This window comes from Bradyrhizobium iriomotense (assembly GCF_018130765.1).
Lineage (GTDB): Bacteria > Pseudomonadota > Alphaproteobacteria > Rhizobiales > Xanthobacteraceae > Bradyrhizobium > Bradyrhizobium iriomotense_A.
This window is the reverse complement of record NZ_JAFCJZ010000002.1, coordinates 1-20,545: the sequence shown is the minus strand read 5'-3', so window position 1 is coordinate 20,545 and position 20,545 is coordinate 1. Positions and strand designations below refer to the sequence as shown.

24 protein-coding genes are annotated in these 20,545 nt (G+C 61.2%); 5 read left to right on the top strand and 19 right to left on the bottom strand.

Annotated elements, in window-relative coordinates; all coding sequences use genetic code 11:
- Positions 1-84 precede the first annotated feature (84 nt).
- Complete coding sequence (ilvD, locus tag JQ635_RS03645; RefSeq protein ID WP_211408510.1) at positions 85-1,779, bottom strand: dihydroxy-acid dehydratase; 1,695 nt, start codon at positions 1,777-1,779, stop codon at positions 85-87.
- Between the two features lie 77 nt (positions 1,780-1,856).
- A complete protein-coding gene (locus tag JQ635_RS03640) occupies positions 1,857-2,840 on the bottom strand; it encodes an ABC transporter substrate-binding protein (RefSeq protein ID WP_211408509.1) in 984 nt (327 codons plus the stop codon).
- 178 nt (positions 2,841-3,018) lie between these two features.
- Between JQ635_RS03640 and JQ635_RS03635 the strand changes: the two genes are divergently transcribed.
- Positions 3,019-3,927, top strand: coding sequence for an NAD(P)-dependent oxidoreductase (locus tag JQ635_RS03635; RefSeq protein WP_211408948.1), 909 nt, complete (start codon positions 3,019-3,021; stop codon positions 3,925-3,927).
- A 25-nt stretch (positions 3,928-3,952) separates the two neighbouring features.
- Here JQ635_RS03635 and JQ635_RS03630 read toward each other — a convergent pair whose 3' ends face one another.
- From JQ635_RS03630 to JQ635_RS03590, 9 genes are all read right to left on the bottom strand, one after another.
- On the bottom strand, positions 3,953-4,516 hold the full coding sequence (locus JQ635_RS03630; RefSeq protein ID WP_211408508.1) for a flavin reductase family protein: 564 nt from the start codon (positions 4,514-4,516) through the stop codon (positions 3,953-3,955).
- 9 nt (positions 4,517-4,525) lie between these two features.
- Positions 4,526-5,755, bottom strand: coding sequence for an acyl-CoA dehydrogenase family protein (locus JQ635_RS03625; RefSeq protein ID WP_211408507.1), 1,230 nt, complete (start codon positions 5,753-5,755; stop codon positions 4,526-4,528).
- Positions 5,756-5,921: 166 nt separating this feature from the next.
- A complete protein-coding gene (locus JQ635_RS03620; RefSeq protein WP_211408506.1) occupies positions 5,922-7,184 on the bottom strand; it encodes a CaiB/BaiF CoA transferase family protein in 1,263 nt (420 codons plus the stop codon).
- A gap of 240 nt (positions 7,185-7,424) precedes the next feature.
- Positions 7,425-7,853 (bottom strand): GNAT family N-acetyltransferase, encoded by a 429-nt coding sequence (locus JQ635_RS03615; protein ID WP_211408505.1) that lies wholly within the window; start codon positions 7,851-7,853, stop codon positions 7,425-7,427.
- A 63-nt stretch (positions 7,854-7,916) separates the two neighbouring features.
- A complete protein-coding gene (locus tag JQ635_RS03610) occupies positions 7,917-8,216 on the bottom strand; it encodes a hypothetical protein (protein ID WP_211408504.1) in 300 nt (99 codons plus the stop codon).
- Positions 8,213-8,596 (bottom strand): hypothetical protein, encoded by a 384-nt coding sequence (locus JQ635_RS03605; RefSeq protein ID WP_211408503.1) that lies wholly within the window; start codon positions 8,594-8,596, stop codon positions 8,213-8,215. Before JQ635_RS03605 ends, JQ635_RS03610 begins: the two co-directional genes overlap by 4 nt.
- Entirely contained in the window at positions 8,587-8,838 is a 252-nt protein-coding gene (locus JQ635_RS03600; RefSeq protein ID WP_211408502.1) for a hypothetical protein, read from the bottom strand. Before JQ635_RS03600 ends, JQ635_RS03605 begins: the two co-directional genes overlap by 10 nt.
- On the bottom strand, positions 8,838-8,987 hold the full coding sequence (locus JQ635_RS03595; protein WP_211408501.1) for a hypothetical protein: 150 nt from the start codon (positions 8,985-8,987) through the stop codon (positions 8,838-8,840). Before JQ635_RS03595 ends, JQ635_RS03600 begins: the two co-directional genes overlap by 1 nt.
- A 2-nt stretch (positions 8,988-8,989) precedes the next feature.
- Positions 8,990-9,676, bottom strand: coding sequence for a hypothetical protein (locus JQ635_RS03590; RefSeq protein ID WP_211408500.1), 687 nt, complete (start codon positions 9,674-9,676; stop codon positions 8,990-8,992).
- A gap of 38 nt (positions 9,677-9,714) precedes the next feature.
- On the opposite strand from JQ635_RS03590, the gene JQ635_RS03585 reads away from it, so the two are divergent.
- On the top strand, positions 9,715-10,527 hold the full coding sequence (locus tag JQ635_RS03585; protein ID WP_283826041.1) for a class I SAM-dependent methyltransferase: 813 nt from the start codon (positions 9,715-9,717) through the stop codon (positions 10,525-10,527).
- On the opposite strand, the gene JQ635_RS03580 is transcribed toward JQ635_RS03585, so the two are convergent.
- From JQ635_RS03580 to JQ635_RS03565, 4 genes are all read right to left on the bottom strand, one after another.
- Positions 10,520-11,503 (bottom strand): phage tail protein, encoded by a 984-nt coding sequence (locus tag JQ635_RS03580; RefSeq protein WP_211408498.1) that lies wholly within the window; start codon positions 11,501-11,503, stop codon positions 10,520-10,522. The two genes, JQ635_RS03585 and JQ635_RS03580, sit on opposite strands and share 8 nt — an antisense overlap.
- A 77-nt stretch (positions 11,504-11,580) precedes the next feature.
- Entirely contained in the window at positions 11,581-11,802 is a 222-nt protein-coding gene (locus tag JQ635_RS03575; protein ID WP_211408497.1) for a hypothetical protein, read from the bottom strand.
- A complete protein-coding gene (locus tag JQ635_RS03570) occupies positions 11,768-12,244 on the bottom strand; it encodes a hypothetical protein (RefSeq protein ID WP_246583292.1) in 477 nt (158 codons plus the stop codon). The genes JQ635_RS03575 and JQ635_RS03570 overlap by 35 nt, the downstream gene beginning before the upstream one ends.
- Positions 12,245-12,252: 8 nt before the next feature.
- Positions 12,253-12,444 carry a hypothetical protein gene (locus JQ635_RS03565; protein ID WP_211408495.1) on the bottom strand — a complete coding sequence of 64 codons (192 nt, stop codon included), beginning with the start codon at positions 12,442-12,444 and terminating at the stop codon, positions 12,253-12,255.
- Between the two features lie 799 nt (positions 12,445-13,243).
- Between JQ635_RS03565 and JQ635_RS03560 the strand changes: the two genes are divergently transcribed.
- Positions 13,244-14,761, top strand: a complete 1,518-nt coding sequence (locus JQ635_RS03560) for an FAD-dependent monooxygenase (RefSeq protein WP_211408494.1) — start codon at positions 13,244-13,246, stop codon at positions 14,759-14,761.
- Between the two features lie 1,296 nt (positions 14,762-16,057).
- Here the strand turns inward: JQ635_RS03560 and JQ635_RS03555 are convergent.
- The 3 genes from JQ635_RS03555 to JQ635_RS03545 form a co-directional block, all read right to left on the bottom strand.
- Positions 16,058-16,588 carry an AHH domain-containing protein gene (locus JQ635_RS03555; RefSeq protein ID WP_283826039.1) on the bottom strand — a complete coding sequence of 177 codons (531 nt, stop codon included), beginning with the start codon at positions 16,586-16,588 and terminating at the stop codon, positions 16,058-16,060.
- Between the two features lie 410 nt (positions 16,589-16,998).
- Positions 16,999-17,622, bottom strand: coding sequence for an imm11 family protein (locus JQ635_RS03550; protein ID WP_211408492.1), 624 nt, complete (start codon positions 17,620-17,622; stop codon positions 16,999-17,001).
- Positions 17,623-17,775: 153 nt separating this feature from the next.
- Entirely contained in the window at positions 17,776-18,552 is a 777-nt protein-coding gene (locus JQ635_RS03545) for a DUF4261 domain-containing protein (RefSeq protein ID WP_211408491.1), read from the bottom strand.
- Between the two features lie 442 nt (positions 18,553-18,994).
- Here JQ635_RS03545 and JQ635_RS03540 point away from each other — a divergent pair, with 442 nt between their 5' ends.
- Positions 18,995-19,195 carry a hypothetical protein gene (locus tag JQ635_RS03540; protein WP_211408490.1) on the top strand — a complete coding sequence of 67 codons (201 nt, stop codon included), beginning with the start codon at positions 18,995-18,997 and terminating at the stop codon, positions 19,193-19,195.
- Complete coding sequence (locus JQ635_RS03535; RefSeq protein WP_211408969.1) at positions 19,192-19,437, top strand: hypothetical protein; 246 nt, start codon at positions 19,192-19,194, stop codon at positions 19,435-19,437. The genes JQ635_RS03540 and JQ635_RS03535 overlap by 4 nt, the downstream gene beginning before the upstream one ends.
- Here the strand turns inward: JQ635_RS03535 and JQ635_RS03530 are convergent.
- Positions 19,407-19,655, bottom strand: coding sequence for a hypothetical protein (locus JQ635_RS03530; RefSeq protein WP_211408489.1), 249 nt, complete (start codon positions 19,653-19,655; stop codon positions 19,407-19,409). The two genes, JQ635_RS03535 and JQ635_RS03530, sit on opposite strands and share 31 nt — an antisense overlap.
- Positions 19,656-20,545: the final 890 nt, after the last annotated feature.

Genomic DNA, 20,545 nt, shown 5'->3' with positions numbered 1-20,545 from the left:
CCTGCTGAATGTCGTCCACCAACAGCACGAGCTTAGCAAGAAGCCTGCCAGATGGACGGTTGCCTTCGGCGACGCCGCAGCACGTCATTCGAACCAGGGCCATTCCGCCGGGCCTTCGTGCGTAACCGCTCCACCCGGCGCTTGACCAACTAGTCGTGCATATTTCGCCAGCGCGCCGGCCCGATGCCGCGGCGGTCGCGGCTTCCAGTCACGCCGGCGCGCAGCAAGTTCCTGCTCGTCGATCAGCACATCCATGCGGCGGCCAGCCGCGTCAATCCGGATCTTGTCTCCGTCGCGAACGAGCGCCAGCGGGCCGCCAACAAATGCTTCGGGGGAAACATAGCCGACGCACATCCCGCGGGTGGCGCCGGAGAACCGCCCGTCAGTGATCAGGGCCACTTTTTCACCCATGCCCTGCCCATAGATCAGCGCCGTGACGCCGAGCATCTCGCGCATGCCGGGGCCACCGACCGGCCCTTCGTTGCGGATAACGAGAACCTCTCCCGCCTTGTAGCTACGGTCACGAACCGCTTTGACACAGCCTTCCTCGTCTTCGAAAACACGCGCGATACCCTCAAAGACCAGGCTCTTGAGACCTGCAACCTTGATGACCGCGCCATCCGGACAAAGATTACCCTTCAGCACCGCCACACCGCCATCCGGCATGATCGGGTCGCGCGAGGTGTAAACGACTTCTCCATCGGGCGCATTGGCCGCGCCGTATTCCTCTGCGAGCGGACGCCCCGTAATCGTCAGGCAGCTGCCATCGATATGCCCGCCTTGGATCAGCTCCCGGATCACAACGCCAGCGCCGCCGATATCGTAGACGTCCTTCGCCGTGTATTTGCCCCCGGGCCGCAAGTTTCCGATCAGAGGCGTCCTGGCAAAGACTTCACCGACGTCATCGATCGTGAATGCGATGCCGGCCTCGTTGGCGATGGCAGGCAGATGCAGCGCAGCGTTGGTCGAGCCGCCCGTGGCAGCCACGATGGCCGCGCCATTCTCAAGGGATTTCCGCGTCACGATGTCGCGCGGGAGTGGCCCGCCGCGTTCCAGCATCTCCATGATCAGTCGCCCGGCGCGGCGCGAGATCTGCGCGCGTTCGGCATAGACGCCGGGCACCATCGAAACGTTTGGAATGGTCAGACCCATTGCCTCCGACACCATCCCCATGGTGTTCGCCGTGAACTGGCCGGCGCACGCGCCGATAGTGGGCAGGCAAGCACGTTCGATCCGCTCGAGCGTCTCTCCGTCGATCTCGCCCGTCATGAAACTACCGACGGCCTCATAGGAGTCGAGCACTGTGAGTGTCCGCCCGTCGACGCGCCCCGGCAGCGAGCTGCCGCCATAGATGAAAATGGACGGCACATTGCAACGAACCATCCCCATCATCACGCCCGGCAGCGTCTTGTCGCATCCGCCGTATCCGATCAGCGCATCATAGGCGAGGCCATGGACGACCGCTTCGATCGAGTCGGCAATCAGCTCGCGCGAGAAGAGGGAAAACTTCATTCCCTCATGATTCATGCTGATGCCGTCGGAGACCGACACGGTCGAGAATTCGCGCGGCGTCCCGCCGGCCTCCTCGATGCCCGTCTTGGCCGCGGCCACCTGGAAATCGTGGGTCATGTTGCAGGGCGTCTGCTCGCCCTTCATGCTGACGATGCCGACCATTGGCCTCGCAATCGCGGTGTCGTCGAGGCCCATCGCGCGCATGAAAGCGCGGTGCGGAGCCCGGTCGAGCCCGTCTGTCGTCACCCGTGATCGCAACTTTTTCATACGTGCATTTTCTTCAGGCAACGTCCCAGATGACCGGGACGTTGCGGTCTCATTGTTCGGACCGTTGTTTCTACCGCCTACTGCAGCGGAGCGACGATCGTGGGATGCTTGAACTGCGCAACGTCGAGCTTGGGCAGCATTCCCGTCTCTGCGTAGATGTCGAGCATCTTCTGAATGGCGGGGAAGTTCGGCGCAGCTCCCGGGTCACGGCCAAAGTCGTTCTCCTTGAGTAGGTACGTCTCGAGCACCGGAACGGGAGCTTTCAGCACCTCGGACACGACCTTCAAGGTCTCTTCGCGGTTCGCCAGAGCCTTCTTCATGCCCGACGTGATGTCGCGGACATAGGCTTTGACCAGTTCCGGGTTCTTGTCGACGAAATCGGCGCGGCAGGCTTCCAGAATGTGCACGATGTTCGGCATGGCCTGCGACAGCGGGAACAATTTGCGGGTACCGCCTTTCGCCTCCGCTCGCGCGGCAAACGGCTGGTTCATGTTGACCGCGTCGACGCGGCCCTGGCGCAGCGCGTCTTCCGAGACAGCGAAGCCGACTTCGACCAGCTTGATATCCTTGGCGGGGTCGACGCCGTTCTGCTTCAGGAGCAGGTTGAACGGCCCCTGCGTGCCGCCGCCGATCACGGAAATGCCGACAGTCTTGCCCTTGAGGTCGGCGATGGTCTTGATCGGCGAGTCATCCATCACCGCCCAATAGACTGAAAAGCCGCCCGGCTTCTCGAAGACATGCTGTGCGACGATATAGGCCTTGAGATTGCCGCCAACGACGCCGTTGGAGAGCGACAGCGGCGCCTGGGTCGCGCAATCCAGAGCGCCCGCCGCCAATGCCTGCGTCATCGGCGCGGTGCCCTGAAACTGGGTCCATTCGATGTTGTAGGACTTGCCGATATTGGGGAATTCAGCCGGGCGACGCATCATCCAGTACTTGGACTCCTCGGCCGGGATCGTCCAACCGACGCGGATCGTCTGTTGCGCCTGTAAGGGACCTGCGACCGCAATCACGGCCGCCGCCGCCCCCATTGCCAGCATCAACCTCGAAACCGTTCGCATCGCGCCCACTCCGTTGCTCCGGCGCCGACCGGCGCCACCCAACCCGATCAGCCCAAATGTTTCATGGTTCAAACAATCAGGCAAGCCATGCAAGCCGGCCCGGTTTCGCCGCAGGACACGCCATGTATGGTAGGTCGGCGGTCAGGCGCCATTGCGCTGCGACAGGAGGAGGCAACCTATGGCTGATACGAGCAAGGCAAACCCGCAAGGCGCCGAGCGGCTTGGCTATGTCGGCCTCGGGCTGATGGGAACGCCCATGACCCATCGCCTGCTCAAGGCTGGCTATCAGGTCACCGTCTGGAACCGTTCGGAGAGCAAGGTCGCTCCCCTCGTGGAAGCTGGTGCACGGCGCGCAATGACCCCGCACGACGTTATGACGGACGCGGATATCGTCTTCATGTGCGTGACGGACGCCGCAGCAGTTGAGGAGGTGATATTCGGAGCTGAAGGTCTTTCGGCCGCGACCGGCGCGGGCAAGCTCGTCGTCGACTTCTCGTCGATCCATCCCGACGCTGCGCGCGACCTCGCGAGCCGATTGAAGCACACCAACGGCGCAGGCTGGATCGATGCACCAGTGTCCGGCGGTACCAAGGGCGCCGAGGAAGGCACGCTGGCGATCATGGCTGGCGGAGACATTGCCGACGTCGAGAGGGTGCGCACCTACGTCCTCGCCATGGCACGTAGGTTCACCCATATGGGGCCTATCGGCGCAGGTCAGACGACAAAGCTGTGCAATCAGGTGATCGTCGGATGCGCGATGGCCGTCCTCGCTGAAGCAACCCGACTTGCCGTGAACGCAGGAATTGATGCCAATCGATTGCCCGAAGCGCTCGCCGGTGGCTTTGCGGACTCCATTCCGCTTCAGCTCTTCGTGCCGCGGATGGTCCAGGGCATTTACTCACCGCCGCTCGGTCACATCGCCACGATGCTCAAGGATCTCGATACGGTCGCCGATGTCGCGCAGACGACGTCAACGCCGGTGCCGATGGCATCGCTTGCCGGACAACTTTTCAGGCTGGCCAAGGCCGCGCGCGGCGCAGATGCGGACGCGCTGGAGATCTACAAGCTTTCAGCACCAGAGCATTGAGCTGCCGAATGCGACCAGAAGCGCCTTACGGCGACTTCTTGCGCTCATCGTCAGCCAGGAACCGGCCATATGTTCCCCGCGCAAACAGCAGAGGTTCCTTGCCATTGTAGGCATAGGCCTCGACGGCTCCGAGAAAGATCACGTGATCGCCGCCATAGTAGCGGTTGACGGAGCGGCATTGAAAACTGGCCACGCTCTCGGTAAGCACCGGAGCGTTGCCGAGACCTGGCGCCCAGTCAACACCAGCGAACTTGTCCTCGGACGATTTCGCGAACTTGTTGGCAAGCGCCTGCTGCGACGTGCCGAGGACATGGACGGTGAAGTGGCTGGCGTTCTGGAACACAGGCAAGCTTGAGGAATAGACCCCAAGGCTCCAGAGAACCAGAGGAGGATTCAAGGAGACCGATGCAAATGAATTGCAGGTGATGCCATATGGCTTTCCGTCGGCCGCCGTGGCGGTGATGATCGTTACGCCCGTTCCGTATGTACCGAGGGCATTTCGAAAATCGCGAGGATCGATCGGCGAACTGTCGCTCGCGAGTTCGTTGGCTGGATCGGGAACGGACGGATGCTTCGGCAGATCATTCATCGGCCGGCCTCACAGCGTGAGATTCTCGGACGGCAGGCCCAGCGCCACGCGTCCATAGTTGGTTCCGGCTGCGTCGAAGTTGAACGCGAGATGTGAGTTGATCGCGTGTGCATCGCGGAACTGCCGCTGCAGCACTCCCGTTGTGAACAGACCACGCGCCCCGCTCGCCGCAAATAGCATCGAGACCGCATCCGTACACAAGTTCACTGAAAAGGCCCCATCCCGTCGATACCTGGTCTTGGCTGACATATCGGGAATATGACCGCGCCTCGCAGCGTCCATGGCATCGATACAAGCCGAACGCATGATCAGGCGCGCAGCATCGATCTTGGCGGAAGCCTCCGCGATCTTGATCTGCGTGCTCTGAAAGTCGCTCAGCTTGGCACGGTTGTAGGTGGAAATACGGTGACGCACCACCTCGATATAATCGTTCAGGCACGCCTGGGCATTCCCCAGCGCGACACCGGACAAGACGTAAGGAAATAGCGAGAACACAGGTAACGTATACAATGGATTGGGATTGACTTTGCTTCCTGGCGGCCGGCCGCCGGTGAGCTCGCCAACAGCCACCGTCATATCGTCGGCCACAAAGGCGTCCCGGACTTCCACGTCGCAAGAACCGGTGCCGCGCAGCCCGGCGACATTCCAGGTGTCGAGGACTCTATAGTCGCCCTTCGGAAGCAGAAATATCCGGTACTCGATGCCATCTGCCTCGTCTTCAGAGGAGACCACGCTTGCAAGCATGTTCCATTCGCACGACGCGACGCCGGAAGAAAACGGCCAACTTCCGTGCAGCTGGTATCCGCCCTTGACCCTCGTGGCTCGGCCCGCAGGAAAGATGAACGAGGAGGCAATCAGCGTATCCGGATCACGGCCCCAGACCAGGTCCTGCGCCCGTTGCTCGAACATGCCGAGCATCCAGTGATGGCTCGCCAGATTGGCAAGATTCCAGGCCACTGACGCGTCAGCCTGTCCCAGCAGATCGGCGCAGTCAATCAGGGCGACATAATCGAGCTCAGCACCACCAAAGCGCGTGGGCTGGAGCATCCGGAACAGGCCGGCGTCGTGCAGATCCCGTTCGGTCTCGGCCGGAAGGTATCGCAGCTCTTCGGTTCGGGCAGCTCGCTCTCGCAGTCGTGGCAGGAGCGCCCGAGCATTCGCGATCATTGCTGCGTAAGCGCGCTCGCCGGATCCCGGCCCCTCAGGCTGGCCCACGCGCGGCTCTTGACCAGGCGCCATTCCGCATCCCTCGCTTTCTTATACTTATGCGGCGGGAAGATCGCCAAATCAAGCCGATCGCTCTGAACCCGGCTGTTCGGAAAGGAGGCGACATCGCGAACCGGCATCATGGAGCAGCGATCTGAAAGCCGCGCGATGCCAGCCTACCAGGTCGACGGCTCGGGGCTCAAACCGGGGACTTACCTGATCCGAAGACCCCCCTTTGGACGAATTCCGCGATCCGGCGCTGGTCATAACCAAGCGTGTCACGCAAGACGTCCAGGTTATGCTCGCCCAACAGAGGTGCGGCGACGGGATTAATCGCGCCGGTTAGACTCATGGTAATCGGCGTCTCGATGTTGGGGACCCAGTCTGCGGTAGGATGTGGAATCCGGCTCAAGCGATGGCGGTCGCGGGCTTCAGGTGCGTTAAAGCCCTCTTCGACGGTGCGGAGATAGCCGACCGGGATATTGGCCAGCTTCATCTTCGCCATCCAGTTCTCGAGGGTATCGCTTGCAAAGACTTCCGCGATGGCTGCCCGCAACAGTTCCTTGTTCTCGGAACGCGCTTTGCGCGTCGCGAATTGTGGGTCGGTGATGAGATCTGGCCGGTTCAACACCTCGACGACCAACCGGCGGTAGAGTCGGTCGTTGGCGCAGGCCATATAGAGTGGCCCATCGGAAGCTTCATAGACGCCGACGGTGGGAGACCCGCTCGGTGAATTTCCAAACCGGCCGGGATTTTGGCCATTCATCAGATAGGCCATGCCGTAGAAGCCCGTCATCGCCATTGCAATGTCGAACAAGGCGACCTCGACGTGCTGGCCGCGGCCGAGCCGATCCCGCGCCAGCAGAGCGAGAAGAATGGCGTTACAGGCCGTCATTCCCGTCGCAATGTCCACGATGGGTGGGCCGGTGCGAACCGGGGGACCGTCGGCAAATCCGTTGAGCGACATGAAGCCGCTTTCCGCCTGGGTGATGGGATCGAAGCCGGGGCGCGACGCGAATGGCCCAGAGCGCCCATAGGCCGAGATCGAACAATAGACCAGCCGCGGATTGAGCGGCGCGACAGCATCGTAGTCGAGGCCGAATTTCTTCATGACCCCGCTCGAAAAATTCTCGACGACCATGTCAGCCTTGCGAATCAGATCCAGCGCGATCTCGCGGGCTTCAGGCACGGTGAGGTCGAGTGCAATGCCGCGCTTGTTGCGGTTCAAGCTGAGATAAGCAGCGCTCTCACCGCCAAGCTCGGCGTGTTCATACGCGCGTGTATCGTCGCCCCCGTCCGGGTTCTCGATCTTGATGACACGCGCGCCGAAGTCAGCCAGCGTCTGCGTGCAGGCCGGGCCAGCTACCACGCGCGTGAAATCGACGACCAGCAGACCATCGAGCGCCGCAGGTCCTTCCGTTGCTCGCGAGGGACGTTCCGGCAATTGAGGCTTGGTGGACATCGATGACGCTCCCTTACATCGGCTTGTGGTCGCCGATTTCCTGCAAGACCAAACTTAAAGCCCGGCGCAGCCGACTTCGCAAGTGCTTCAGCGGCACCTACCAAAACGCAAAAAAAGCCCGGCAGCCATCAGGCTGCCGGGCCTATCGACATATTGGACGCGCGGGCTGCACCGCGTCTCGGGGAAGCCGTTCTACGTCGCGACGGTCGCCTTCCGCGCCACGGGATACCCGCCTCTTGCTCAGCGCAGCCGCTTTCGCCAATAAAGCGTGTGCGACCAGGCCCAAGGGACCTCGGGCTCGTAGAGCAAATAGCCAGCCCGGATGAAATTATTGGCGGATGCCGGATTATCCGTTGTGTCCGAGACAACACTATCCCATCCGATGCGCCGCCCCCTCGCCTCGATTGCCCGCATCAACCTGAGTTGAAGGCCGCGTCCCCAATGCCGCTGCATGACTCCAACTCGGCAGAAGTACCCACTGTTTCTTGCATGGGTCGATGGCACAACGCCGGCAAAGGCCACCGGATCATCATTGTGATAGGCGAGCCACCACGTACCCGACTCGAATCGCGGCATGGCCGCACCATCGAAGAATGTGAGCCTGTGCAGGTCGCCGAGGGTCTCGGCAATGTCCTCGTCGTCCGCATCGACGATACCAATTCTGTACATGGATGGCCCATCGACTGAATAATTCAGGGCCGAGCGACCGCAACTGGGTCGCGGGGCCACAGTTCATTTGCCCAACATGACTTTGACGCCTAGCCAGACCGCGCCCATCAGACCGGTCGCAACGACGGTGACGACCGCTTTGAATGTATAGCTCTGCGCCTGCTCCACGCTCTTCCGCCAGCGTCGCAAATGCTGGAAGTCTGCCCTGACCTCTTTCCGGTCATCATCTTCGATTCCAAACGAGGCCATGACCGATGCCACCGCCTTCAATACGATCGCGTCGATGCTGTCCTGCTGGAGCCTGTGCTGCTCAGCCAGCGTTTCCGCGACAATTGCCCTGATCTCGTCCTCTGGCATCTTCACCGCTTGATGATCCTTGCGACATTCTCGAACCCGCGCTTGGCGAAGTAGAAGGAGACTACGAGATTGGCGGTGATCGCCGCAAATCCCGCCAGGGCGTCAGTCGAGCCGAAACCTAGGACCTTGTCCCAGACCAGAAGCTTTGCGAAATAGATCGCCACGCAATAGCCCATCAGCTTGTCGGGCTCGTACCAGTGCCCGATCTCCGCGATGCGGTACTGCATGACAGCGTTGGTTTCGGCCGTCTGCGACGCGATCTCGCCGGCCGCGAGATCGGCAGCGATCTTGGCGTCGACATTTTCGGCCTTCAGTTTCGCGCTGTAGGCATTGATCAGTGCCTTGACGACGGGGCCGCCGAGAAATGAAATGATGGTCATCCACATTGGTCTTTTCTCCGAAGCGTACGTAGCCGCGCGATGATCGTGACGACGGAGATCACGAGCAGGATGCGTCCGGTTGTCTTGACGTCGCCCACAGCCGCGCTGATCTGATCCTTGACACCGGGATCGCCCAACGTGTCGGCGAGGTCATCGATGATCGAAGCCAGCGCACCGGCGAGCGCGATGCAATAGCTCCAGGCAATGGTCATGGAATGCAGACAGACCGCCTTGATCTTTGTCAGCATCACAGTTTGGTCCGCAGCGCCGCGAGCTTGAGCTCGAGTGACTTGATCAAGGTGTCGGTGCCGGTCACGGACCGCAGAATTGTGTCCTTGCAAAACCAGCACATGGCAAAGCCGGCAGCGAAAAGGATAATGTCGAAGATCGTCCACATGTTCACTTCCTTCCAAAAAGCGCTCTGGCGAGGTTGACCACGAACGCGCCGATCGAGCCTTTCGACGGGTTCGCCAATGAGGGCCCCGCCGGATCGCCGGCCACCGGGCTCTTTGCGATTCTCGCCGCCGCAAAGCCGATTTCGGGATCGAGCTCCATCAGGGCGATCATCAACGCGGCGCATCCCAATTGCGGGTCGACCTTGCTTGGATCGTAGACACCGTCCCGAACATATTTCCCGGCGCGGTATTGGTTGGTACCGGCCCAGAGATAGGGCGACGACACGCCGCGTGCCGCGTAGCCGATGCCGTTGTAGGTCTCGAGCGCCGTCAGCGCCGATGCGATTGACCAATCCTTGTGGCGCGCAAGGAAGGGCGGGCACTTCACCAGAGCGTCGATCGCGGCCGTCTCCCACGAGGCGAACGGACCGCGCCCAGCCGGAACGTGGACCGAGACGCGGTTCCAGGGATCTCCCTGCGCCAGGGAAGCGCGCCAGTCCTGTGAGGATTCCCGCTCGTGAATGACGGCAATCGCAGGCCAAGGGACGCCAGTTTGGGCTTCTACGGCCTGATAGCGCGCTTTGGCCTTGTACAGGCGGGCGGCGATCGATCCCGCCTCAGCCTTGCGGGTCAGCTTGGCTTTTGACCAGCGAGAAGCGTTCGCCTGAGTGAGGGCGTTAAGGTCTACCATGGGTTGCCCGGTTAGGGTTTGGGTGGTAAATCGCCGGGATGGACCTAGCGCTTACATTCGATAGAACTTCGGACGTTTCGAAGCTCGACGGCTGCAATACCCGCGGCATTGAATACCGCTGGGACATCTTCAGGCGCCATCTACCCACGAAGGGGCAAGCCTTGGATTTTGGCGCCGGCTCCTTACGTGAAAGCTACGATCTTGCGACGATAGGCTTTGACGTAACGTCGGTAGACTTAGACTCTGAAACTCTCGGCGCATACCAGCGCCGATATGAATGGCCTATCGACAGATCGCATCGGATCTTGGCTGCAGATAGTTTTACTTCTGCACTCGCGAAACTAACAGGCGATCAGTTTGCACTCATCACATGCTTTGATGTGCTTGAGCACCTAGAAGACCCGTCCGAGACACTCACGGCCCTTTCACGGCATTTGACCGACAATGGTCTGGTCTTCATCAGCGTACCGAACGGTCGAACACTTTTTGAACTATTTTGGCGTCTTGACCTCAAAATTGCAAAGGCGACAGGGCGCTACATCCGGCCGGGCGAACCACACTTGCAGCGAAACTCGCCGGCCAAATGGCGAGAGATCATTCAATCGTCGGGCCTGACGATCAAAGCCCACGAGATGCACATTGGCTTCTTTGCCAACAATGCTGCTGCAATGATTCAGGTGCCACTTGCCCTAGCTGGCCGGGTTTCCCGAAAGATGGGCTTTAAGCTCGACGGACTTGCTATCGCGGAGCGCGCCATAGACCAGATCGCGCCTGCAATGGATTTCCTAGACAGAAGATCAAAGTTCCTTGAGCCTCTGTATGGCTGGAATCTCTTCGTGATCGCTAAATAAGACGCAACAACTTATTGCCGATGATGGTCGGCTGAACGTTATTGTGCGCGCCGCCGCTACCGGCATTTTGAATGGTAATGCCGGTTGTCGAGCTTCCGGTAGCGCCTCCCGTAGTGGCTCCATTGATGCCAGCACCGCTACCACTTGCGCCGAACGCCGCGGACTGTGTGTAGGTGTGCGTATGCCCAGGATCAGTGACGCCGTGACTGTGGGTTGGCATCTGCGCAGATGTGAGCGTATGGTTTTCAAGGCCGCCCACCGCACCAAGGCTACTCGGGATCCCACCGAAGTAGCTCGATGTTAGACGAGATGCGGCCGGGCCGCCCATATCGTCCCGGCCGGCCACGACGCGCCCACGCAAATCTGGAATGTTGAACGTGGTCGATCCGTCGCCGGCCCCATACGTCGTTCCCAACAACGAAAACAACGCCGCATAGGTCGTACGCGAGATCGCTTGGCCGTACATCAGAGCGAACGAACTGTTGGGCGCGATCGAGCCCCAGAAGTCAATGCTCGCCCCAATGGGAATATTGTACGGATTGCCAAAGAAGTTTTGCAGGCAAAAGACTCCGTTCGAGGCGTTGTAGAGAGCGACATAAGGCGAACCTTGGATCAGCGTGCCAGCCGGAATTTCAACGCCAGGACTAGACTGGATCGACTTTGCTCCAAGTCCATCCACATTGAGGGTGACGTTCGGTGAGCCGGCCCCGTTCGTTGTATGTGGCGTGAACGCGATCACTTGCCCGTTCAACTGCGCGAGCGTCTGAAACGCCTGATATGTATTAACGGAATAGGCCGTGCTGGTACCGGTCGTCACGATCGCGCCAGTGACATCATCGCGATACTTCGCGATCGCCGCCATCATCGCACGTGCTGAATCGTTGACACTGGAGGGCGACTGGCCCTCCGTCCAGTTGATCGTCGAATCCGCCGTAGCGTCGACGGATGCCGTTTGAGACCATTTGTAGAGAGTCATTTCTGTATCCTGGATGTGAAAGAGACAGCGCCATAGGTCGTCGCTGCACTGTCGAAGAAGTCGTCGTTACCGGGTCGTCAGTCCTGCGCCTTGGCCTCTTTGGCGCACAACTCGATATACTGCGCGCAGCGACAGGACGGCACCCGGGCGGTCAGGAGGTTGCGGATCACGCCTGCGGGAACGCCGGGACTGTCGTTTGCAATCGTGGCCACACGCGCGTCGATGATGCCGTCGATTTCTCTGCGCAATTCCTCGATGCGCTCCTCAATCGTTGTCAAGCGTTGCTGCTTCGTTGCCATCGGCTTTTTCGTCCTTCGTTTGTGCCTCGAGTGTCGCCAGTTTCTGGCGGGCGGATGCTGCATCGTTCTGCGCACGCCGGAGCGCACGGTCCCGCTGAGCTTCGCGCGAGGCGAGATGAATCTGGATGTCATACGGTAGCGTCGCGAACCGACGCTTGAACGGCTCCGGCCAGGACCGTGGCGGAGGAATGGCCGCGATCGTGCTCATCGCACTTGCCGCCGCACCACCGAGGGTCGGGTCGGCAAGACCGAGCGCCACATGCATCCGCGATATGTCCTGCACGGCCGGCCAGAGCCGGTCCATGCCGAGCGAGGCACAGTCGGTCACAAAACGCGCCACCGACGCAGGCGTCGCTGGACAGGCGCTCGCGCCATTCAGCTCACACCATTTGGCGAACATCGGCGCATCGCGCAATCGCGCCTGCGCAAGCGCCGTGAGCAACGGATGGGTCATCGCTTCGCTCTGCGCAACGCCTCATGGATACTGCCCATCCGCCGACGCAGATCGACGAGCTGGACGCGCCTGCGCAGGGAGTGCGGGCTCGAATCGATCTCGGTCAGGGTGCGCGCCCTGGACGTCTTCGCTCGCGCGGGCAAACGCGCCGCTGCAGGCTCGAGCTCACCTTCGATCTCCTCGCTCACGACAACATCTCCCACAGCACGATTGCAACGAGGCCCGCGAGGGCCAGCGATATCAAATAAACGGTCATCATCTCTCCACGAAAAGAAATGCGCGGCAGATCGCGCGATGAGGCGCGATCGTTTCGGGCGCGAACCCTATCTCCGAGTCCCCGGAGACCGCAGCGGCGCGGGCAACAAGCCCGGCGCCGCGGGCCGGCACGTTCGCGCGTGCACGGCCAGCAAGATTGGTTCGGACGGCGGCACGCCGATCGGCGCTCCCTAGACGCGTATCAGGTGAGTGCGTGGCCGCGATGCGTGGGCCACCGTCCGATTCTGGAATCGAGGCGAAAAAACCCGCGGCGGATGCTGTCCGCGCGGGTGAACCAAACTCGTCTCGATGATGTCATTCTGCCGGTGTTTTGCCCGACGTGTCAAACCCTGTGGTGCGCGCGATTGTCGTCACACCAGGCGGACAAGGAAAAGCCCGCTGCGGATTGTTCCGTGCGGGCTGAACCATACTCGTTTCGATGATGCCATTCTGCCAGTGTTTTGCCCGACGTGTCAAACCCTGTGTTGCGCGCGATTGTCGTCACACCAGGCGGACAAGAAAAAACCCGCTGCAGATTGCTCCGCGCGGGCCGAACCAAACTCGTTTCGATGATGCCATTCTGCCGGTGTTTTGCCCGACGTGTCAACGCGGCGAGAGCTGAAACGGAAGTCCCTCCTCCCAGCTCTATATGTGGTCCGCAAGGGGCTTGCTTCAAGCCCCCGGAGACCGCGTAGAAGCCTCGACCCGAACAACGGCTCGAGGGGTCACGACATGCCAATCCTGCTTCCGACATCCCGCTCACGAACGCGCGCAGAACGCGCGACAGCGACCAGCCATGCGGTCATCATCGCCGGCGGCGGCCCGACCGGGCTGATGCTCGCCGCGGAACTCGCGCTGGCGCATATCGACGTCGCAATCGTCGAGCGACGTGCGAGCCAGGAACTATCAGGCACGCGCGCCGGCGGACTGCATGCGCGCAGCATCGAGATCCTCGACCAGCGCGGCGTCGCGGACCGCTTCCTGCGCGAAGGACAGATCGTCCAGCTCGCCGGCTTCGCCTGGACCAGGCTCGACATCGGCGATCTCCCCACCCGTCACGCTTACGGGCTCGCGCTGCGGCAGAGCCACATCGAGCGCATGTTGGCCGACTGGGTCGCGGAGCTCGCGGTGCCGGTCTATCGGAACCTCGAGGTGACGGGCTTCGCACAGGACGAGACCGGCATCGACATCGCGCTGTCGGGCGGCGGCACGTTGCGCGCAAACTATCTGGTCGGCTGCGACGGCGGCCGCAGCCTGGTGCGCAAGACGGCCGGCATCGACTTCGCCGGCTCCGAGCCGACGCTGAGCAATCTCATGGCCGAGGTCGAGATGGCGCAAGAGCCCGCATGGGGCCTGCGTCACGACGGGCTCGGCTTCCACGGCCTCAGCAAGGCGGAGAGCGGACGCGTGCTGGTCGTCGTGACCGAAGCGACGCGTGAGCGCAGCGGCGAGCCCACCTTGCGCGATCTCAGCGATGCCCTCGTCGCCGTTTACGGCACCGATTTCGGCGTGCACAGTCCCGCCTGGATCTCTCGCTTCACCGATGCGGCGCGGCAGGCTACCACCTATCGCAGGGGACGCGTGCTGCTCGCTGGCGATGCCGCGCACATCCATCACTCCGTCGGCGGACAGGGCCTCAACACCGGCCTGGAGGACGCGGTCAATCTCGGCTGGAAGCTGGCGCAGGTGGTCAAGGGCATCTCGCCCCAAGACCTGCTCGACACCTACCACACTGAGCGTCATCCCGTCGCCGCGCGCGTGCTGCGCAACACCAGGGCGCAGATCGCCCTGCTCCGCCGCGCTGATGACGGCCTCGACGCCGCGCGCGAAATCGTCTCCGAGCTGCTCGCCATGGACGAGCCGCGCAAGCGCTTTGGCGCCATGATGAGCGGGCTCGATATCCGCTACGATCTCGGCGAAGGCCACGCGCTACGCGGACATCGCATGCCCGATCTCGACCTGACGATCGAGGGCCGGCCACAGAGATTGTTCACACTGCTGCACAGTGGGCGCGGCCTGCTGCTCAATCTCGGCAAGCCGGATATTATCGACATCACGCCATGGGCGGATCGCGTCCGCCTCATCCGCGCCGGTTACGACGGCGCGTGGGAGCTCCCGGCGATCGGGCAAGTCGTCGCGCCAAAAACCGTGCTGGTGCGCCCCGACGGGCACGTGGCATGGATCGGAGACGAGAGCCAAAGCGGACTTGCGGAGGCGATGACGAGGTGGTTCGGGCCGGCGGCGGCGTAGCGGACGAACGCCTTCTCTCGTCGTCGAAACAAACAAGCCCGCGGCATCCCGCAGGCTCGTTCCGAATTCCTTCGATGATGCCATTCTGCCAGTGTTTTGCCCGACGTGTCAAACGATCGAACCTGGAGCGGCATAGGAAGGACTCAGCCCCCACCTTCACTCCGGCCTAAGCATCGGCCGTATCCAGCGGGAGAACCACTCCTCAGCGTCGTTGTGCGGATTGCCTGGACTCTCCACTCCAAAGATCGGTGGCGGAATAAGATAGCTCGGCTCATCCGCGAATACGCCTATCGGCCTGCTCGGCTGCGCTGGCGGACCGTCAGCGGTCGGCGAGATCCAGCTTCCAAACCGATCGTTGATTTCCGTCGACAGGAGATAGGGGACCGGTGCGCTCCCGGACGAGAACACGCTGGCCGCGTTCCCCTCATTCACACGGGTGAGACGCCGGACATCTGTGGGCGCGACTGATCCTGCGGCAAGCATGGGCGTGGCTTCTGGCAGATCTTTCGTAGGCATGGTGCCGGCTGGCGTGGTAGCCCACTCGCCGAAGCGACCTGCAAAGGTGCTAGCGGTCGCGTCCGAGTCAAGTGAGGAAGCTCCGTCTAGCTGCGGCCAGAAGGCCGATGAAGCCGAAGAGCCGCTGCGATTGCCCGTGTTGTCTACGTTAAGCCCATCGCCGTTGGTGTTGTGCACAGGCGCTCCTGTCGAGAACACTCCTCCGCTGGAAGTGGAAGGACCCAGCGTCGCACCGTCTGGGCTAATCTGCGCGTTGGCAGCGCGCGTAAGCGCTAAGATACCTCCAATGCTAAGCAGCCAAGCGGGAATGAAGGGAGCCGCTGCACCGACCGCAGCCGCCCCTGCCAACCAAGGAAGAAGAGCACTATCCACCAGAGATGTCCCACCGGCCAACGAATTCTCGTAGAATGGAAGCGGCGTTCCGGCGTGCGGATCGGATCGGAGGACTAGCGGGTCCGTCGGGGCGGCCGTGGTGGGCGGCAATTGTCCAAAGCCTTGCGGATTGGCCGCTGGGAAGCCAGGTGATCCATAGTTCGGTAGCGGGTTCGGCGTGAATCCTTCCGGTCGATTCAAATCTCCAGGCGAAGGCGGAATAAAGGGGGGAATCCGCGTATCGATGACGGGCGGCACGAGGCCAGGCTGATCGGGAACAGGTTCGACGGCTGTGAAGTGCTGCGAAATAGGCGAGCCTTTGGGATATCGCGCTAGTATCGCTATCTTGTCCGCGAGACTGCGAGTGCCGTCCGGAAGGAGGATGGGGGCGCGCAAAGCGTCTTCCCATTAGCTACCGGCACGGAGTTGATCGACGGTGTCCTGCATCTGCCGAATGCTGCCTCGATTCTCTTCAGAATACGTTTTCCAGTTTGCGTACCAATCCTCGATGCGCTTGTTCGCGTCCTCGCTCGTCATTCCCAAAGGTGTATTGGTAAGCAAATGGCCCCTCGCCAGCGCGTGCTTGGCCGCGGCCAGAAAGCTGCTCATCTCGGCATCCAGTTGATCAACAGCAGCGGTATCGCCTTCCTGAGCAGCGGCGAAGGATGGATGCGACTGGAGTACACCGAGAAACTTGCAAAATATCTTATTATAGCTCGCTAGATGACCTCCCGTGTGAGGGCTTGATCCTAGCTCTCGAGCTGCTTGCTGATCTGATGGCAAAGCCATCAAATTCTTGATGCCATTGAGGTTGAAACGATTAGCCAAGACCTTGAGTGCAAAGTGGCCAGCAAGGCTCTGTGGCAATATGTGATGAATCTGGATCATGCTGGCCTCTTGCGTTGCGCCAAGGCATCGGTCAGCGCGGCCCCAAGACATTGGGTGCCCGCATGCGAGTGAAGGAAAATGAACTGTGAGTTTTGATTGCTTGTCTTTGCTGTCGGGCGAAGCAGCAGCTAGCGACCAGTAGGGCCTTCGAGATTCTTGACGGCTCGCGCCACGCAATTGCCCGAAGCGAGGTTCTCGCATGAGCCGCAAAGAGACGCCCGCCGGCTGCGAAGAACAGACAACAAAAAAGCCCGCGACATCGTCGCGAGCTCACCATTTTCTAGATCATACCACTCTGCCAGTGTTTTGCCCGACGTGTCAACGAGCAGGCTGGACAGCATACGCTGCAAACCACCTTACATTCGTTCCGTCCGATGAGCCTGGAGAGCAAGGCTTTCACACCAAAATCGGCGGCTCTCTCTGCGACAGGATTTCAGGATCGGCAGCAGTTGCGCATCAGCTCAATACTTGGTCGCATCAGTGAATCCGATGCCCCTCATACCCGCCTCTTTGCACGCATCCTTGAAGACCTGATCGCAGACGGTCATGGGATAGAAGGACAGCCTGAAGATATGAGCCGCTCCGACAGCGTCCTCTTTGAAGAGAAGGCAACTTCTTCTATTCAGGTTGTAAACCTTACGACCGGGCGTGGGATACTCGATCTCAAGAACGGAGTTCGCTTCGTCGACGGCATCGAGAACTCTGACGACGTCGCAAAGCCAATACGTTGGCGCCGGGCGACCGTCTCGATACCATGTCTCGCATCTGACAAAACGAACTCCCTCCAAATCCAACGCCTCAAGAAGGCTCTTCATCCGGTCGGACACAAGCCGGTAGTCGTGAAAGAGCTCCCAGTCCGTGGGAGCCCGGCCGAGAGATTTGTCGATGACAAGTCGCGGTGGTTCAGGGAAGGCCACGAAGCCTCGCCCCGGTGGTGGAATGAGTACCTTGCGCTCGCCGGCGAGAGCTACGAGATTCTCCATCTCCCATCCCGGCGCCGTTTGAAACCTGAAGTCCAGACCTACGACATAGAACCTTCGGACCTTTGCTTTGCTCTGGCGCCTCTCTGGAAGGGAACGAACCATCCGTCTTCTCTCGTTTACACAACAGGTCTAATGCACTCTAGAGCATTGTGATGACGATGCCCACTGCCGGCGTTCTACCCGACGCGTCAGACGACCTTTCTGAACGCGACGCGCGCAACTCCTTCCGCGCACCATCGCGCTCTGTCATACCGCCTATTGCACCGAACCGTCGCTGCAGAAAAACACGGGCAGGCCCCCGAATTGATCGGAGTCCTTGTATCTAACCGTGAAGCGCTCGCGCTCATCGCGGCCAAACGTATCGCCGTCTTTGACCACAGGTCCGTGCTCAACCAGATAGACGACCAGACCGTCCACCTTGTCCATCAAGGTTGAGAGGGCCAGCTTGTGGGTCTCAAACTGAATCTCACGCTCGGCAAAAGCCGACAGACCCATTGTCACTGCGCCGATGCCAGCCTCTGATCGGAACGGCAGTATGTCGATCCACAGCGAGGACGGATAGTCGGGGAAAGGTGCGAACGATCGGATGGACATGTCCAGCCATAGATCGGCAGATCGTGCGACCTTGCCATTCCAGACCACGCCGCAGCATTGCGGCATGGTCGCAATCAACGCGCCGATGACGGCAGTTGTCAGACGAGTAGCGGGTAACGGTTGCTGGTTCTGGCCAAGTACCGAAACGATCAGATGGCCTCGGTGCCGTGCCGCAACTACCTTGCCCTGCGGCCATGTCGTGGCAGCGCGCGACCACAGTCCTGCATCATCTGGAATGGGGCCCGGCATCGACATCACGGCAACGAGTTCGTTGCCACAGCGTAGCAGCGGTGAGCCCCGGCGCATGCCGCCCTCGCCGCCTCCGTCCACCTCCATCGGCAGTTCTGGATGTCGCGCACGGACGGCTTCGGCAAGCGCAACCATGTCCGGCATTGCAGGTGTTTCCAGCAAGACCAGGGCAAGAAAAGACTTACTCATCGGCCGCCTCATGGACGCTTTGCGGCGTGACGTGGTCCTATCACGGCTCGCTTGCAGGTTGCGTTTCCGTTCAATAGAACAAAACAAGAACATTGTCAACTTGTGCCGGCGCTCCACGCAATCGGTGTCTTGCTGATCCGCGAAAGTCCCGCGCTCCGCCAAGCCCCCGAACCATCATATGCGAAAGCCACGTCCGCCAACGGACCCGCCACTTCCCGCTCTCTCGCCGGCAGCGCCGAGGCGAAGAATGAGTAACCAGCTCAAACAACGCAAACCGCGCCTCGTGAGACGCTCGAATTCGCCTTCGCACCACTTATTAAATGATGGAGACGCCTCGTCGAAAGAAGCCTAGTGTTCCCCTATCACCGCAAGGCCCTTGGCATCTATCGGTGATGAGAACGCCAATTGCGCTCCCGCCCTACTCCAGCAAGGGAGCAGCGCCATGCTGACGCGGCGGCGTTACAAGCAGACCAGGACTCTCGACCAGCGGCTTGCCGAGGAAGCGGCACGCCTTCGCGACGAGGCGCGCGCGCTGCCGCCCGGGCGCGAGCGCGAGATACTGCTGCGCAAGGCGCGGCAGGACGAGACGGCGGTGCAGATCGAAGCCTGGCTTCGTTCGCCCGGCCTGCGGGCGCCGACATGATGCAGCAGTATCGCGCCTATCTCGTGGGGGAGAACGGGGTGTTTCAGTCCGCCGAGGCTTTCGAGGCGCGGTCCGACGCGTCCGCGCTCCTGTTCGCGCGCCGGGGCGATGTCGAGGTCTGGCAGCTCGGCCGCAGGATCGGCCTGCTGAAACAGGCGACATTGTCCGCCGCAGCCTCGCCCAAAGACGCAGGCCCTGGCGAGCAGCCCGGTCACTCCTCCGCAAGCTTCCGCTCGATATAGGCATCCACCGTTTCGGCAGAGGAGCGCTGCACGCCGACCGCGGCAACATGCAGGTCGAGCGCATCGCGCTGCAGCACGCGCAGGCCGCGGCCACGGGCGCTGACCGGCGCCGTGTTCAGATATTGGTCGATGGCGCCCTTGGCTTGCGGGATCGCCTTCGGATCGCCCCTTGCGATCAGAAGACGCAAGAGGCTCTGGCATTCGGCCAAGCCGGGCATGGGTTTTTGCCTCAGCCTTGCTGCGACTTCGGCTTCGGCCGCTTTACCGGCTGGGTGTGGGTGCCGAACAGCATCAAGAGAAACGCGACTTCTTCCTTCGAACCGACCTGGATCATGATGATCTCCTTTTCGCTTGGTTGGTCGAGGCCAGCGAGCAAGGCGTTCAGGACAATCGGGTTTCGGGATTGTTTCAGGACTGTTTCGTCGTCGGCGATGGGCCACAAGCCGACATCGATGCGACTGAAGGTCGCCAACCCGTCGGCCTCTAGTTTGCGAGCTTGCGATTGCAGGCAACCCTGTCTTCGTTTGTGGCGAGCGAATCGTAATCGTCTGCAAGCCTAAGGTAGACCGTACGCAGCCCCTCATCCGATATGCATGACGCCATCGTTCGGTACTCCTCGGCTACGTGCCGATGCCGGGCGGCTTCCGCCATGTAATCCGTGTTCATCGCAAGCTACCTGAGCCCGACCGTCCGTCCCCGGCGCGAGGGGACCATTGCGATAGATCAATGACTGCAAGACACATCGGCAACCGGCGAACACCGCTGACCAAATCGCGGGACTGTCCGAGGCGGCTAAAGCAGGCGGCGCCCCCCGTCCGCCAAGGATCGGAATCCGGCATCACGACGGGCACTCGGCCGATCCTGCTATTATGCCAGTGTTTTGCCCGACGAGGCTGGGCAAGAATTGGTCGCTGGCGGCGTCAGGCCGGAGCGAACGGGCCGATTGCGGGCAGAGGCCGGATATTTGTCCAGAGTGCCCCTTGAGCAAGCTGGATGCGGCGCCGGAGGGCTGCGAGGATGCATCGGCAAAGAGCAAGCGTCTTTGCGAGCGCGGCCAGAAACCCGTCGAATCCAAGGATGTTGAGCGCACGGGTAAAGTTGTAACAGA

Excerpts from the sequence above, each read along its gene's own strand:
- ilvD (WP_211408510.1), bottom strand. The coding sequence starts at position 1,779 with ATGAAAAAGTTGCGATCACGGGTGACGACAGACGGGCTCGACCGGGCT.
- JQ635_RS03640 (WP_211408509.1), bottom strand. The coding sequence starts at position 2,840 with ATGCGAACGGTTTCGAGGTTGATGCTGGCAATGGGGGCGGCGGCGGCC.
- JQ635_RS03635 (WP_211408948.1), top strand. The coding sequence starts at position 3,019 with ATGGCTGATACGAGCAAGGCAAACCCGCAAGGCGCCGAGCGGCTTGGC.
- JQ635_RS03630 (WP_211408508.1), bottom strand. The coding sequence starts at position 4,516 with ATGAATGATCTGCCGAAGCATCCGTCCGTTCCCGATCCAGCCAACGAA.
- JQ635_RS03625 (WP_211408507.1), bottom strand. The coding sequence starts at position 5,755 with ATGGCGCCTGGTCAAGAGCCGCGCGTGGGCCAGCCTGAGGGGCCGGGA.
- JQ635_RS03620 (WP_211408506.1), bottom strand. The coding sequence starts at position 7,184 with ATGTCCACCAAGCCTCAATTGCCGGAACGTCCCTCGCGAGCAACGGAA.
- JQ635_RS03615 (WP_211408505.1), bottom strand. The coding sequence starts at position 7,853 with ATGTACAGAATTGGTATCGTCGATGCGGACGACGAGGACATTGCCGAG.
- JQ635_RS03605 (WP_211408503.1), bottom strand. The coding sequence starts at position 8,596 with ATGTGGATGACCATCATTTCATTTCTCGGCGGCCCCGTCGTCAAGGCA.
- JQ635_RS03600 (WP_211408502.1), bottom strand. The coding sequence starts at position 8,838 with ATGCTGACAAAGATCAAGGCGGTCTGTCTGCATTCCATGACCATTGCC.
- JQ635_RS03595 (WP_211408501.1), bottom strand. The coding sequence starts at position 8,987 with ATGTGGACGATCTTCGACATTATCCTTTTCGCTGCCGGCTTTGCCATG.
- JQ635_RS03590 (WP_211408500.1), bottom strand. The coding sequence starts at position 9,676 with ATGGTAGACCTTAACGCCCTCACTCAGGCGAACGCTTCTCGCTGGTCA.
- JQ635_RS03585 (WP_283826041.1), top strand. The coding sequence starts at position 9,715 with ATGGACCTAGCGCTTACATTCGATAGAACTTCGGACGTTTCGAAGCTC.
- JQ635_RS03580 (WP_211408498.1), bottom strand. The coding sequence starts at position 11,503 with ATGACTCTCTACAAATGGTCTCAAACGGCATCCGTCGACGCTACGGCG.
- JQ635_RS03575 (WP_211408497.1), bottom strand. The coding sequence starts at position 11,802 with ATGGCAACGAAGCAGCAACGCTTGACAACGATTGAGGAGCGCATCGAG.
- JQ635_RS03560 (WP_211408494.1), top strand. The coding sequence starts at position 13,244 with ATGCCAATCCTGCTTCCGACATCCCGCTCACGAACGCGCGCAGAACGC.
- JQ635_RS03555 (WP_283826039.1), bottom strand. The coding sequence starts at position 16,588 with ATGTCTTGGGGCCGCGCTGACCGATGCCTTGGCGCAACGCAAGAGGCC.
- JQ635_RS03550 (WP_211408492.1), bottom strand. The coding sequence starts at position 17,622 with ATGGTTCGTTCCCTTCCAGAGAGGCGCCAGAGCAAAGCAAAGGTCCGA.
- JQ635_RS03545 (WP_211408491.1), bottom strand. The coding sequence starts at position 18,552 with ATGAGTAAGTCTTTTCTTGCCCTGGTCTTGCTGGAAACACCTGCAATG.
- JQ635_RS03540 (WP_211408490.1), top strand. The coding sequence starts at position 18,995 with ATGCTGACGCGGCGGCGTTACAAGCAGACCAGGACTCTCGACCAGCGG.
- JQ635_RS03535 (WP_211408969.1), top strand. The coding sequence starts at position 19,192 with ATGATGCAGCAGTATCGCGCCTATCTCGTGGGGGAGAACGGGGTGTTT.
- JQ635_RS03530 (WP_211408489.1), bottom strand. The coding sequence starts at position 19,655 with ATGCCCGGCTTGGCCGAATGCCAGAGCCTCTTGCGTCTTCTGATCGCA.